Raw genomic sequence first — 12,357 nt, 5'->3', positions numbered from 1 at the left:
ACATTCCAAAATCTCCAAGGGGAACCCATTGAAATCATTGGCATGTCGCACTTGGAAATAGAATGTACCCGGCTACAGGTAAAGATCGCATAAGATAGATTATGGAACTGCCAGATATACCGGAAAACAGGGATTGTGCGGCAAACCTTGCCTTGTCGCGCTTGACCCCGGCTTTCGAGCCTGCTTAGCGTTCCCGCATCGAAGCACCACTTTCAAGGCCAGATGTGATGAGCGAATTGCGCGTTCTTTCAGATGCTTTCATTCCGGAACTGCCAAACCGCTACAAAGGCAAGGTTCGCGAAAACTACGACCTGCCCGATGGCAACCGCATCATCATCGCCACCGATCGCCTTAGCGCCTTCGACGTCATCCTGACGTCGATCCCGAACAAGGGTCACGTGCTGACCCAGACCGCGCGCTACTGGTTCGAGGAAACCGCCGACATCTGCCCGAACCACGTCGTCAGCTATCCGGACCCGAATGTGGTCATCGGCAAGCGGCTCGATATCCTGCCGGTCGAGGTCGTCGTGCGCGGCTATCTCGCCGGAACCACCAGCACCTCGATCCTGACGAAATATCGCAACGGCGAACGCGAGATGTACGGCATCACCTTGCCGGACGGCATGCGTGACAATGAAAAGCTGCCACAGGCGATCATCACGCCGACCAGCAAGGCCTTCGACGGCGGCCACGACGAGCCGTTGTCGGCCGAGGCGATCCTCGAGCAAGGCCTGTTGACCAAGGAACAGCTCGATACGGTCTGGGCCTATGCGCTGGCGCTTTTCGCCCGCGGCCAGCAGCGCGCGGCCGAGCGTGGCCTGATCCTCGTCGATACCAAGTATGAATTCGGAACCGACGAAAACGGCACGATCATCCTCGCCGACGAGATCCATACGCCCGACAGCAGCCGCTACTGGATCGCCGACAGCTACCAGCAAAGCTTCGAGCGCGGCGAGCGTCCGAAAAGCTTCGACAAGGACTTCGTGCGCGCCTGGGTGACGGAACGTTGCGACCCTTACAAGGATCCGATCCCGGAAATCCCGGTCGATCTCGTTGAGCAGACCTCTGCGGTCTATATCGAGGCTTTCGAGCAGATCACCGGCCAGCGCTTCGTTCCAGACACCTCGGGCGCGACGGTTCTCGAGCGCATTCGGGCCAATCTCAAACCATATTTTTCGAAATAGATCCGTATATTAGAGAAGAATTCTAATCTAATTTACGCGTCAATCCTGCGCTGAAACATCCACGTCGAATTCGAGCCGCATCAGATCGTAAGCCGGCTCGATATGATCAGGCGTTTCGCCTTGCACCGTGTCGTAATCGAGCGGCACATGCATGTGCGTCAGCACCGCCCGCTTCGGCTGGAAACGGGCGATCCAGCCGAGCGACTGAACCAGTGACAGATGGCTCGGGTGGAACTTGTACTGCAGCGTGTCGATCACCAAGAGGTCGAGGCCGCCAAGCTTGGCGATGGTCTCAGCGGGGAAATCGCTGACATCGCTGCAATAGGCAAAGTCACCGACGCGGAAACCCAGCGAATGGATGTTGCCGTGGAACTGCATCAGCGGTTGGAACGCAATCGGACCGCCTGCGCCGGTGATGACGACCGGCGACAGATCGCCGGAAATGATGTGCGGTTCGACGATCGGCGGATAGCCGCTGCCCGGCGGTGACTCCAGGCAATAGCGAAACCCTTCGCGAATGCGCTCCATGGTGTGGGCGTCAGCCCAGATCGGCACCCGTCTGCGGTTCTCGATGACGAAGCCCCTGAGGTCGTCGATCCCGTGCAGGTGATCGGCATGGGCATGGGTGTAGATTACCGCATCGATGTGGCGGACGTTCGCTGCGACCATCTGCGCGCGAAAATCCGGGCCGGTGTCGATGACGACAGTCGTCTTGCCGCCATCGGGCGCCGTCTGCTCGACAAGCAGTGCTGCCCGCATGCGCCGGTTCTTCGGATTTTCCGGATTGCAGGCGCCCCAGTCACCGGTGATGCGCGGCACGCCTGGCGACGAGCCGCAGCCGAGAATGGTGAAGGCGCGCCGGAACGCCACGTCAGAGCCTCGGCATCTTCGAGAAGATGCGGAAAGCATTGTCCGTCGTGATCGCCGCAATCTCGTCCTTGCTGACGCCGATCGTCTCGGCAAGCACCGCGGCAGTGTGGGCCACATAGGCCGGCTCGTTGCGCTTGCCACGGAACGGCTTCGGCGCCAGATAGGGCGCGTCCGTTTCGACGATCATCCGGTCGTGCGGCACTGTCTTGGCGATCTCGCGCAACTCCTCCGACTTCGGGAAGGTCAGGATGCCCGAGAAGGAGACATAGCCGCCGAGTTCGACGCCGATGCGGGCAAGCTCAGGGCCGGATGAGAAGCAGTGCAGAAGGAAAGGGAAGGCACCCTTCCCTGTTTCTTCGGTCAGGATCGCCGCCATATCCTCGTCCGCCGAGCGGCTGTGAATGACAATCGGCAGACCGGTCTCGCGCGCAGCGGTAATGTGACGCCGCAGGCCTTCAGCCTGTGCCTCACGCGGTGCGTTGTCATAGAAGTAGTCGAGACCCGCCTCGCCGATCGCAACCACCTTCGGGTGCGCAGACAGCCGAACGAGATCTTCAGTCGTGATGTCCAGTTCCTCATCCGCGTTGTGCGGATGCGTGCCGACGGAACAGAAGACGTTCGGATAGGCCTCGGCGATCGAAAGGATCGTCTCGAACCGCTTTACCCGGGTCGAGATCGTGATCATCTGGCCGACGCCGGCGTCGCGCGCTCGCGCTATAATCTCATCGCGCTCAGCCTCGAAATCCGGAAAGTCCAGATGGCAATGCGTATCGATCAGCATCGTCAGCGTGCCTTACTGTGCTTCCGGCGCGACATAACGCGGGAAGACCGGCTTCGGTGCTTCAAGCGGCGTGCCCGAGACTAGGCGACCGGCCTCGCCGAGGGCTGCGAAGTCGCGCTTGTCGGCCGGTGCGGCCACCAGGTCGAGCAGCTTCGCCGAGGATTCCGGCATGAAGGGCTGCAGCAGGATGGCGATCTGGCGCACGACTTCGGCGGTGACATACAGCACCGTCCCCATGCGCACCGGATCGGTCTTCTTCAGCGCCCACGGCTCCTGGCCGGCGAAGTAGCGATCCGTCTCGGAAACGACGGCGATGATCGCTGCCAGCGCCCGGTGGATCATCTGCTTGCCCATCTCGTCGCGGGTGATTTCAAGCAGCGCGTCGGCAGCGGCGAGCATTGCCTTGTCCTCGTCGGTCAAGGGGCCGCAGACGGGGATCTGGCCATCGCAGTTCTTGACGATCATCGACAGCGAGCGGCTGGCAAGGTTGCCGATGCCGTTGGCGAGGTCGGAGTTGATGCGGGTCGCGATCCCCTCCTCGCTGTAGCTTCCGTCCTGGCCGAAGGAGACTTCGCGCAGGAAGAAATAGCGGATCTGGTCGAGACCGAAATGTTCGACGAGATTGAACGGATCGACGACGTTGCCGAGCGACTTCGACATCTTCTCGCCCTTGTTGAGCAGGAAGCCGTGGGCAAAGACTCGCTTGGGCAGCGGCAGGCCAGCCGACATCAGGAAGGCCGGCCAGTAGACCGCATGGAAGCGGATGATGTCCTTGCCGATCACATGGATGTTCGCCGGCCAGAATTTTGCGCGCGGGCCCTGCGGATCGTCGAGATAGCCGGTTGCGGTGATGTAGTTGGTGAGCGCGTCGACCCAGACATACATGACGTGCGACGGATCGTTCGGGACCTTGATGCCCCAGTCGAAGGTCGTGCGCGAGACCGAGAGATCCTTGAGGCCTGATTTCACGAAGGAGATGACTTCATTGCGGCGCTCGGCCGGACCGATGAAGTCAGGGTTTTCCTCGTAGTGCTTCAAGAGCTTGTCCTGATATTCGGACAGCTTGAAGAAGTAGCTCTGCTCCTCGACCCACTCAACCGGTGTTCCCTGCGGCCCGTAGCGCACGCCATCGTCGCGCAGTTCCGTCTCGTTTTCCTGGTAGTAGGCTTCGTCGCGGACCGAATACCAGCCGGCATAGGAATCCTTGTAGAGATCGCCCGCCTCGCCCATGCGAATCCAGATGTCCTGCGACGCCTTGTGGTGGCGTTCCTCGGTCGTGCGGATGAAATCGTCGTTGGACGCGTTGAGCACGACGGCCATCTTCTGGAATTCCGCCGAGTTACGGTCGGCCAGTTCCTGCGGCGTCACGCCTTCCTTGCGCGCCGTCTGCTGCATCTTCTGGCCGTGCTCGTCCGTGCCGGTCAGGAAAAACACGTCCCGTCCATCGAGGCGCTGGTAGCGCGCCATGGCATCCGTCGCGATCAACTCATAGGCGTGACCGATATGCGGCTTGCCGTTCGGGTATGAAATCGCGGTGGTGATGTAGAAGGGGGATGTGTCTCTCATAGGCGGATTCGATCTATCTTCGATTAAGCTACGCACGCTCTTAGCGCATACGCTCCAAGGAAGAAACATGCGATGCATGAAAAGCCGGGGTGACGAGACCATGCGCCCTGCCAGGCAGCCTTGCGTCGCCGTCAAACGCACCCAAGAACAAACAGGAAACAAACAGGAGAGGATGCGTCATGCTGGATCGACTTGGCAGCCAATTTGAAACCGCTTCTGCCGGCTATGCGTCAGAGCACGGCATCGAGCGCGATCCCGATTGGTTCGTGCTCAAGATGCAGGAGGAAATGGGCGAACTGACACAGGCCTGGAACAAATTCAGCGGACGCGGCCGAGCCCACGGCAAATCAAATGGCGAACTGAAATGCCTGATCGAAGACGAGACGGCCGACTTGCTCGGCCATGTGCTGCTCTTTGCCCACTATCACAATCTCGACCTGGCGCAGGCGATCGAGCGCAAGTGGCACTTCCAGGTGGCGCTATAGCGCCGCTTTCACGTCGTCGAGCAGCGACAGGATGGTTTGCTTGCGGTCAAGGTTGTAGGCGTCGCTGACCGTCAGCCGCTCGGTCACAACGGCGGAAAGACGCGCGAAGCGCTCTGCGCGCATGATGTCGCCAGCAACAGCCGCCTCCCGCGCCTCGCGCATGATGCGGTCACTGACGAGGGCCTGGAAGAACTCGAAGATGGTCTCGCTGTCCTTGCCGGCAAGCACGTCGGCGAGCTTGTGCATGTCCTTGCGGATCGCCGCACCCTGCCCTGTCAGCACGGCTTCGAAGGTGGCGGCGATCTCCAGACCGCCGTAATTGATCAGCTTCAGTGCCTCGGCAACGCTGCCATTGGCCGACGCGAGAATGCGTTCGGCATTTTCGCCCTCAAGGTCGAGGCCGAGATGGGCGAGCGCCTGGCGCAACGAGTCGGAATCGAGTGCTTTCAGTCGCAATGGCAGGCATCGCGAACGGATTGTCGGCAGCAACTTTCCAGGCGCATGCGTCAGCGCCAGGAAGAGCGAACGACGCGGCGGTTCCTCGAGGATCTTCAGGATAGCGTTGGCCGCGTTACGATTGAGATCGTCTGCAGGATCGATGATGACGATGCGCCAACCGCCGGTGCCGGACGTCTGGCTGAAGAACTTGCCGGCGCGCCGGACCTCGTCAACGGTAATCGCGCCCTTGGCCCTGCCCGTCTTCTCGTCAATCGGCCGCGTCAGGTGCAAGAGATTGTGCGACGCACCCGAAGCGAGCTGCCGCCCAATGGCGGAAGAGGGATCCGGGTCGGCAAGCGTATCGGGCGCCTCCGACGGCTCAGGGTATTTCAGAATATGATGGGCAAGGCGAAAGGCAAGCGTGGCCTTACCGATGCCCTCAGGCCCTTCGATCAGGATGGCATGATGTCCCTTTCCCGAACGGTAGCTTTGCGCCAGGAAGTTTTCGGCCTCCTGGTGGCCGAACAACCGGTTGTTCTCCGCCGGCGCAATAGCTCCGTCGAGGACGCCTGCCCTTTCGGTGCTCATGAACTGGCTTCCTCAACTGGAATCCCTGGACTGTCACGCTGCGGCAGTAGCGCTTCGACATGCGCCAGAACTTCAGCAGCGATGGCATCGACCGACTGAGTCGCGTCAACCACGCGGCATCGCGCCGGGTCATTCCTGGCTATGTCGAGGAAAGCCTCACGGCGCTTCTCGTGCGTCTCCAACCGTTCCTTTTCGAAGCGGTCCGGGTTGTCGTCGCCCGCACGCCTTTGCGCCCGCTCCAGGCCGATGCTGGCAGGCAAATCGAAGATTACAGTGCGATCCGGGACCACGCCGTTGATGGCAACGCGCTCCAGGCTCTCAACGAAGCTTGGCTCGAGGTTGCCGGTAATGCCCTGGTAGACGCGCGAGGAATCCATGAAGCGGTCGCAAAGCACGACCGTGCCGCTTTCAAGCGCGGGCCGGATAACCTCCTCGACATGATCACTGCGGGCGGCGGCAAACAGGATCGCCTCCATCCGCACGCCGAAAGCTTCCGCCGCGCCGGAGAGCAGCACATGGCGCACAGCTTCGGCGCCCGCCGATCCACCGGGCTCGCGGGTCGTCAGTACGGTGAAACCGCGCGCCCGCAGGGATTCTGCCAGTAGGCGGAGCTGGGTAGACTTGCCGGCACCCTCCCCTCCTTCAAATGTTACGAACAGACCTTTTGCTGGCGACACCGTGTTATCCCGTTTCGGCATGCGATTTGGCTCTGTTTAGCCGATTGGGCCGCAGTGCGAAACAGTCAGATCGCGATGAGTTGAAGCTAGCCTGCCGTAATCCCGCGCGGCGGCCTGCTAGAGCCAGAAGAAGAAAAGTTCCTGCAAGGCGTCAAGGGCGCGGCTCGTGAGCGTGCCCTGCCCCACGGCGCTGGCGGTCTTGACCGGAACTTCGCGCAAGAGTTTTTCGCCATTCCACAGCTTGACGACACCGACCTCGGTGCCGGCTGTCACCGGCGCACGCAGCGGCCACTTGTAGACGATGCGAGCCGTAAGGCGTTCGGGGTTGTTCACCGGCAATAGCACGTCGACCGGACCTCCGGCGACCAGCGGCACATGCGAGGCATCGCCTCCATAAACGGCGGCTTCGCCAATGGCCTCGCCATCGGCGAATATCCGCTTCTTCTCGAATGCGGTCATGGCCCAGTCGAGAACCCTGCGGCTTTCCTCGATCCGCTCCTTGTCGGTTTCAAGCCCTCCCATGGCGACATAGACCCGGCGGTCACCCCGCTGCAACGAAGCGGCAAGCGAAAACCCGAAGCCTTCGGCAAAGCCAGTCGCCAGGCCATCCACGCCGATATTGGCTGAAAGCAACGGGTTCTTGTTGCGCTGGAGGATCTTGTTCCATTCGAACTCCGGCTGTGAATAGAGCCGGTAAAGATCCGGATGCGCCTCATGCAGATGCCGGATGAGGGTCACGAGTTCGCTCATCGTGATCCGGTTGCCCGGATCAGGCAGGCCGGTGGCGTTGCGGAAGGTCGCAACCGGCATTCCGAGTTCGCGCGCCCGCGCCGTCATGCGTTCGGCAAAGGCAGCCTCGTTGCCGGTCATGCCTTCGGCAAGGATGATGCAGGCGTCGTTGGCGAGTTGCACCGCCACCCCCTGCAGGAGATCGGCAACCCGAACGCGTGATTTCAGCACCGCAAACATCGTCGAGGTGCCGGCAGGCGCTCCACCGGTCCGCCAGGCGTGCTCGGAAACCTCGAACGCGGTATCGGCCGAAAGCTCCCCCTTGCCGAGCGCTTCGGCAACCACCTCCATCGTCATCAGCTTCGCGAGCGAGGCAGGCGGAATCGGCTCATTCTCACCGCGCGAAAAAAGCACCGTACCGGTTTCGGCATCAACGAGCAGGATCTGTTTTGCCTTGGTGTCGAAGGCGGGCGCCGGTGTCTGTGCAAACGTGGCGCCGGCAAACAAGGTGACGCCAAGAAACACCGCCGAAAGCAACTTCATGCGCATGGGAAACTCCGGTTTCCCCATGGGCATAGCAGCGTGGTCATTCTGGCACAACGGCGCGTACCGCTATCGGACAGAAGCGCCTGCTTTCTGGCGTTTGGCGTAGTCGACGATCACTTGCGGCGTCAGTTGCTTCCTGTCGACCATGATCGCTTCAAAGGGCGATTCGGCGTCGCTGACCCGCACCTCGTAGTAGGCGGACGCATAGCCCATGTTGCCGTTGGGCATCGGTATGAACTCCGGCCGCTCGCGCGGGATCGGACCGATTTCCGGCAGCATGACGAACTCGCTGAGCGACTGGGGCTGGGCGAACTGCGGTACGGGAGCGGCAAGCGCCGTTACCGGTTCGCTCACATCGAGCGAGGCCTTTGCCGGGACTGTGATGCTCCCGAGGCTCTGGCCGCGGAACGGCTCGTTCGAGGCAACCATGACGCCGGTTGCAATCTGGCCTTCCGGCATCACGCTCGGCCCGCGCTCACCCTTCTGGACATAGGATGCCATGAGATAGGGCATATCGTTGCCCTCGAGCGGCGCACGACCGACATATTGCACCCGCACCTGTGCGCTGCCCTTGCGCTTGATATCGAGCATGTCCGCCGTCTTCGAGGAAACGTCGATAATGCGGCCATATTCATAGGGACCGCGGTCGTTGACGCGAACGATGACCGAAGTGCCGTTTTCCATGTTGGTGACGCGCGCATAGCTCGGCAGCGGAAATGTCGGGTGCGCAGCCGACAAGTGAGCCTTGTCGTAAACTTCGCCGTTAGCGGTTAGTCGACCATGAAACGCCGAGCCGTACCAGGACGCCACACCGGTCTTGTTGTAACCGAAGTCTTCCTTCGGCTGATACCACTTGCCCTTGACCTGGTAGGCCTTGCCGACCTGAAAGCGTCCACCGCCCTTGGGAATATTGTTGCCGGTGGCAACGCGGGGGCTCGCCTTCACGCCATAGACGGATTCGGGAAAGTACTCCTTGCTCCGCGCCGTCTTCTTGGTGCTCGACGTCGACCCGCAAGCTGCAAGCGTTACGCACAGCATTGGAACCGCAGCAAGGCGCAGTCCCTTGACCAGATATGCCGCATTTTTATTAGATGTCATCTGTCCCACAACATCGATCGAATAAGCCGTACTCGAAACCTTCCGCTCTTGCCCCCAGCGGAAATTTCGGCGTCCCGAAACGGAACAGTGATTAAACATGACAGCAACAAGGCAAAAATGCGAACTCATCCACAGGATGGCGTCGGATTTCATGCGTTATGGTTTATGGATGGTTACTGCGGGGCGCGCTCTGACACCCTTCTCCAGCCAGGCTGTCGAGAAAATCTCTCCGGGGCGCATGTTAAATCTTGCAAAGCGCCAACGCTTCGCGCAATAACGCCCTGCCCTTCAGAAACGGTATCCGTACCGTGCCGGGCGAGGACAGGTGGCCGAGTGGTTTAAGGCTCTGGTCTTGAAAACCAGCGTACGGGAAACCGTACCGTGGGTTCGAATCCCACCCTGTCCGCCATTTCAAGCACCAACCGGCACACAACGAGCAGATCTGGCTGCGCCGTAGCCGCAAGCCGGTCGAAGCTATTATCCGTAAATGCGGGAGCGCGCGAGAGAGCGCCCCTCAAAGGCTGAACGGATCGCGACCTGAGCGCTTCTCGCTCGGCGCATTGAAAGGATCGCTCTTCTTTTCCTTCGACTTGCGCCCCTCGTCGGCAATAATCTCATCGACGGCCCGCTGACACTTCATCAGCTCTTCGGCCGCAGCGCCGGTGCCCCGCAAGCTCAGATGCGCGACAAGGCGATCTTCGAAGGCGATTGCGAGCGAACGCTTGCGCACGAAGCCGGAGAGAAATTCAGCATCGGTGATGTTTACAAACAGGAATTTCCCGCTTTCGTCGCCGGCAGCCGTCGCCGCCGCGCTCCACGGGTCGTTCTTGTCGAATCGGAACGTCAGGTCATAGTCCTTGCCGACCTCCAGTGACTTCCAGTCGTCGCTGGCAAAGCTCATGTAGAGCGGTGCATCAGATCCCTTGGGATAGAACCCCAGCCGCAGGCTCACCCCACCTTCAAAGACCGAGGTGATGAAACAGGAGCCCTCCATCGTCGTATCGGAGGCGACACGCCAGTCACCGACGTCCTTCCATTTGATGATTTCAGACTCTTCGGCCATGGCAGGCGCAACTGCCATCAGACAGCCCGCCAATCCCATCAACAGTTTACGCATTCCCGCCCCCGATTGCCCCTGCCTCACCGGGCGGCACGCATCCTTTCGGCGCACGCCATCATCCCGCCACCAGTCTAGGAATATTCTCACAACAGTCCAGCCACTCGTCCGCTTCACATGGCAAAGGGGTCTTTCGACGACTTCGTCTCGCCGCCTTCGGCGAAGGGATCATTGCTTGGCGCGTTGTCGGCCGTGCCTGCAAACGGATCGGCACTCTGCCCTCCGTTCGGAATGAGCGTATTCACTGCCTCCTGACACTTGAACATCTCGCTGACCGCCTTCATTGAATCACGAAGGCTGAGGCTCGTGATCACCCGCCCCTCGAACGACACTGCCAAGCTGTTGCGGCGCACGAACTCGGTAAAGAAATCGGTATTGGAGAAATTGACGACCAGCGCCTTCGATCCGGTGAACTCCACCCCGAAAGCGACCGCCGGCCACCGGCGCCCCCGGTCGAGCTGCAGGGCAACGTCATATTCTTTCTGCGGCTCGATTGATTTCCATTCCGCGCTGCCAACCGACAGGAATGCAAGATTCGCCGAGCCTCTCGGATAAAAACCGATCCGCAATATCGCGCCGGCGTCATAGCTCGTCGCCGCGTAGCACGATCCTCCAAGTGACGGATCGGAGCCGACGGTCCAGGCATTGACCCGCTTCCAAATGTTCGACCGCGCCTCCTCCGCGCACGCGGCGCCCGTCGCAATCAACAGGCCGAGAAAGGCCAGCGGCAATCTATGCATGTGGTCACCCCATTTTCCCCGCAAAGTTATAGGATTCGTGTGACCTGTCGAGATGGCAAAGGAGATGCGCGACCGGCAATTGCGCCATCTCGGTCATGGCCACCCAAGCCCATTGCCAGCAATTGTGGCCTTGCGGTCACGGCGCTGCACCAAACAGCTGTTGAACACGGCAGCGGGATCCCGCTGATCGCTGGACTTCGGAACGAAAGCGCGGTTCACATCGTTAACCGCCCCGTAGTCCCCCCAAATCAAAGTGGACGATCACCGTGCTTGCCGCCCTGCTCATCGCCTCGATCGTTGCATCGCCGAACATCCCGAATACCTTGCTCAGCGCCGCAACCGTAGATGAACTGCAGGCCGACTTCGAATCGGCCGTTCCTTGTCATCAGATCGACGGGCGCAAGGTTTGGAAGGGCGCCATCGCCTACTACATCCAGTCGTTCGTCTATGATGGCGACACGCCGGTGGCCACGGACGCAGCAGACGCGGTTCTGCCCGAAGACAACAGCGCCGAGACGGTGAAGGAATTCGAGGACGCGTGCTCGGGCATTCAACCGGCTTGAAAGGCGCTCGGCGGTCGGTCTGATTCGATCAAAGCCGCCGTTCCACGCCCCTGCTCAGTCGCTCGGCCATGCCGCAGAGCGTCCGATAGCCCATTTTCAGCCATACAACCCGCCGATCGAACCGATTCGATGCGTCAACAGGTGGCATTCACCGAATTTTAGGCACTTGCGGAACACATATGGAACAGATAGTGTCTGTTCTTGATTTGTTTCACGCTTCTGGAGCGACGTGCCATGCTGACCCGCAAGCAACAGGAATTGCTTCTTTTCATTCACGAGCGAATGAAGGAATCGGGCGTGCCGCCGTCGTTCGACGAGATGAAGGATGCGCTCGACCTCGCCTCCAAGTCCGGTATCCACCGGTTGATTACAGCCCTTGAAGAACGCGGCTTCATTCGGCGACTGCCAAACCGGGCACGCGCGCTTGAGGTCATCAAGCTCCCGGAAGCCTACGCCTCGAACCAGCAGCCGCGTCGCGGTTTTTCGCCAAGCGTCATCGAAGGAAGCCTCGGCAAACCGCCGGCGCCAGCCCCTGCCGCACCGAAGCCGGCTCCCGTCGCCGACAATACTTCGGTTTCCGTTCCGGTCATGGGGCGCATCGCTGCCGGTGTTCCGATCTCAGCCATCCAGAACAACACCCATGACATTACCGTTCCGCTCGACATGATCGGTAGCGGCGAGCACTACGCGCTCGAGGTGAAGGGCGATTCGATGATCGAAGCTGGCATTTTCGACGGCGACACGGTGATCATCCGCAACTCCAATACGGCCAATCCGGGCGACATCATCGTGGCGCTGGTTGACGATGAGGAAGCAACGCTGAAGCGGTTCCGTCGCAAGGGTGCGTCGATTGCGCTTGAAGCCGCCAACCCGGCCTATGAGACCCGCATTTTCGGCCCCGATCGGGTCAAGATCCAGGGCAAGCTCGTCGGCTTGATCCGGCGCTACCACTAACCGTTACCGGAATTTGGATCT

At 60.6% G+C, this 12,357-nt stretch carries 13 protein-coding genes and 1 tRNA gene; 5 read left to right on the top strand and 9 right to left on the bottom strand.

What is annotated here, in order from left to right; translation table 11 throughout:
- The first annotated feature begins 236 nt into the window (after window positions 1-236).
- Window positions 237-1,184 (top strand): phosphoribosylaminoimidazolesuccinocarboxamide synthase, encoded by a 948-nt coding sequence (locus MKZ91_RS24015; RefSeq protein WP_336173545.1) that lies wholly within the window; start codon window positions 237-239, stop codon window positions 1,182-1,184.
- Between the two features lie 39 nt (window positions 1,185-1,223).
- On the opposite strand, the gene MKZ91_RS24010 is transcribed toward MKZ91_RS24015, so the two are convergent.
- The 3 genes from MKZ91_RS24010 to metG are packed head-to-tail and all read right to left on the bottom strand — an operon-like array spanning window position 1,224 to window position 4,401.
- Window positions 1,224-2,054 carry an MBL fold metallo-hydrolase gene (locus tag MKZ91_RS24010; protein ID WP_336173536.1) on the bottom strand — a complete coding sequence of 277 codons (831 nt, stop codon included), beginning with the start codon at window positions 2,052-2,054 and terminating at the stop codon, window positions 1,224-1,226.
- A gap of 1 nt (window position 2,055) precedes the next feature.
- Window positions 2,056-2,835, bottom strand: coding sequence for a TatD family hydrolase (locus MKZ91_RS24005; protein ID WP_336173535.1), 780 nt, complete (start codon window positions 2,833-2,835; stop codon window positions 2,056-2,058).
- Window positions 2,836-2,847: 12 nt separating this feature from the next.
- A complete protein-coding gene (gene metG, locus MKZ91_RS24000) occupies window positions 2,848-4,401 on the bottom strand; it encodes a methionine--tRNA ligase (protein WP_336173534.1) in 1,554 nt (517 codons plus the stop codon).
- A gap of 179 nt (window positions 4,402-4,580) precedes the next feature.
- On the opposite strand from metG, the gene MKZ91_RS23995 reads away from it, so the two are divergent.
- Window positions 4,581-4,886, top strand: coding sequence for a pyrophosphatase (locus MKZ91_RS23995; RefSeq protein WP_336173533.1), 306 nt, complete (start codon window positions 4,581-4,583; stop codon window positions 4,884-4,886).
- Here MKZ91_RS23995 and MKZ91_RS23990 read toward each other — a convergent pair.
- The 4 genes from MKZ91_RS23990 to MKZ91_RS23975 all read right to left on the bottom strand — a co-directional run bounded on the left by MKZ91_RS23990 (window position 4,881) and on the right by MKZ91_RS23975 (window position 8,962).
- Window positions 4,881-5,912: a DNA polymerase III subunit delta' gene (locus MKZ91_RS23990; RefSeq protein WP_336173532.1), complete on the bottom strand. Its 1,032-nt coding sequence runs from the start codon at window positions 5,910-5,912 to the stop codon at window positions 4,881-4,883. The two genes, MKZ91_RS23995 and MKZ91_RS23990, sit on opposite strands and share 6 nt — an antisense overlap.
- Window positions 5,909-6,610 carry a dTMP kinase gene (gene tmk, locus MKZ91_RS23985; RefSeq protein ID WP_336173531.1) on the bottom strand — a complete coding sequence of 234 codons (702 nt, stop codon included), beginning with the start codon at window positions 6,608-6,610 and terminating at the stop codon, window positions 5,909-5,911. The genes MKZ91_RS23990 and tmk overlap by 4 nt, the downstream gene beginning before the upstream one ends.
- Before the next feature lie 96 nt (window positions 6,611-6,706).
- Window positions 6,707-7,867 carry a D-alanyl-D-alanine carboxypeptidase family protein gene (locus MKZ91_RS23980; RefSeq protein ID WP_336173530.1) on the bottom strand — a complete coding sequence of 387 codons (1,161 nt, stop codon included), beginning with the start codon at window positions 7,865-7,867 and terminating at the stop codon, window positions 6,707-6,709.
- A gap of 63 nt (window positions 7,868-7,930) precedes the next feature.
- A complete protein-coding gene (locus tag MKZ91_RS23975; RefSeq protein WP_336173529.1) occupies window positions 7,931-8,962 on the bottom strand; it encodes a septal ring lytic transglycosylase RlpA family protein in 1,032 nt (343 codons plus the stop codon).
- A gap of 319 nt (window positions 8,963-9,281) precedes the next feature.
- Here MKZ91_RS23975 and MKZ91_RS23970 point away from each other — a divergent pair.
- A tRNA-Ser gene (locus MKZ91_RS23970) sits at window positions 9,282-9,371 on the top strand.
- 105 nt (window positions 9,372-9,476) lie between these two features.
- Here MKZ91_RS23970 and MKZ91_RS23965 read toward each other — a convergent pair.
- Window positions 9,477-10,196 (bottom strand): hypothetical protein, encoded by a 720-nt coding sequence (locus MKZ91_RS23965; protein WP_336173528.1) that lies wholly within the window; start codon window positions 10,194-10,196, stop codon window positions 9,477-9,479.
- Complete coding sequence (locus MKZ91_RS23960; RefSeq protein WP_336173527.1) at window positions 10,193-10,819, bottom strand: hypothetical protein; 627 nt, start codon at window positions 10,817-10,819, stop codon at window positions 10,193-10,195. The genes MKZ91_RS23965 and MKZ91_RS23960 overlap by 4 nt, the downstream gene beginning before the upstream one ends.
- Before the next feature lie 266 nt (window positions 10,820-11,085).
- Between MKZ91_RS23960 and MKZ91_RS23955 the strand changes: the two genes are divergently transcribed.
- Together MKZ91_RS23955 and lexA are read left to right on the top strand one after the other, a co-directional pair.
- Window positions 11,086-11,382: a hypothetical protein gene (locus MKZ91_RS23955; RefSeq protein WP_336173526.1), complete on the top strand. Its 297-nt coding sequence runs from the start codon at window positions 11,086-11,088 to the stop codon at window positions 11,380-11,382.
- A 234-nt stretch (window positions 11,383-11,616) separates the two neighbouring features.
- Window positions 11,617-12,336: a transcriptional repressor LexA gene (gene lexA, locus MKZ91_RS23950; protein ID WP_336173525.1), complete on the top strand. Its 720-nt coding sequence runs from the start codon at window positions 11,617-11,619 to the stop codon at window positions 12,334-12,336.
- Window positions 12,337-12,357 lie beyond the last annotated feature (21 nt).

The sequence above is a fragment of the Ensifer sp. MJa1 genome, from assembly GCF_037026475.1.
Lineage (GTDB): Bacteria > Pseudomonadota > Alphaproteobacteria > Rhizobiales > Rhizobiaceae > Ensifer.
The sequence above is the reverse complement of the archived record's forward strand: the minus strand, read 5'-3'. Positions and strand labels throughout refer to the sequence as shown.